The organism is Mesorhizobium sp. M7A.F.Ca.ET.027.02.1.1, from assembly GCF_004022985.1.
In the GTDB taxonomy this organism is placed as follows: Bacteria; Pseudomonadota; Alphaproteobacteria; order Rhizobiales; family Rhizobiaceae; genus Mesorhizobium.
This window is the reverse complement of sequence record NZ_RZOL01000963.1, coordinates 1-423: the sequence shown is the minus strand read 5'-3', so window position 1 is coordinate 423 and position 423 is coordinate 1. Positions and strand designations below refer to the sequence as shown.

Annotated in this window: 1 protein-coding gene and 1 pseudogene; both read left to right on the top strand. The window is 62.9% G+C overall.

Annotated elements, in window-relative coordinates:
- Positions 1 to 233: pseudogene (locus EN749_RS37240) on the top strand (SDR family NAD-dependent epimerase/dehydratase); the annotation flags it as partial.
- The coding region (locus tag EN749_RS37235) for an NAD-dependent epimerase/dehydratase family protein (RefSeq protein WP_128365174.1) at positions 230 to 423 on the top strand (194 nt) is incomplete at its 3' end. The pseudogene EN749_RS37240 and the gene EN749_RS37235, both read left to right, overlap by 4 nt.

Sequence of the window (423 nt, the reverse complement as noted above, 5' to 3'; positions counted from 1 at the left end):
TCATGGAACTGGCAACGCTGGTCGTCGATTACACCAACGCCCGATCGAAGATCGTGCATCGGCCGTTGCCGGTCGACGATCCCAGGCAGCGCAAGCCGGACATCTCTTTTGCCAAGGCCAATCTCGGCTGGGAGCCGAAAATCAGCTTGAGCCAGGGGCTCGCGCGCACCGTCGAGTATTTTGACACCCTGCTCTACGGAAACCGCATTGCCAGAGGAGCTGCCGCCTCATGAGCCGGCCGGCAGTCCTGGTGACGGGTGGAGCCGGCTTCATCGGCAGCCACACCTGCAAGCAGTTGGCCTCCGCCGGCTACATGCCGGTGGTTTTCGACAATCTGAGCCGCGGCAACGAGAGATCCGTCGGCTGGGGTCCGCTCGTCGTCGGCGATATCCGGGATCGGGATGCATTGAAGCGGGCGATGGA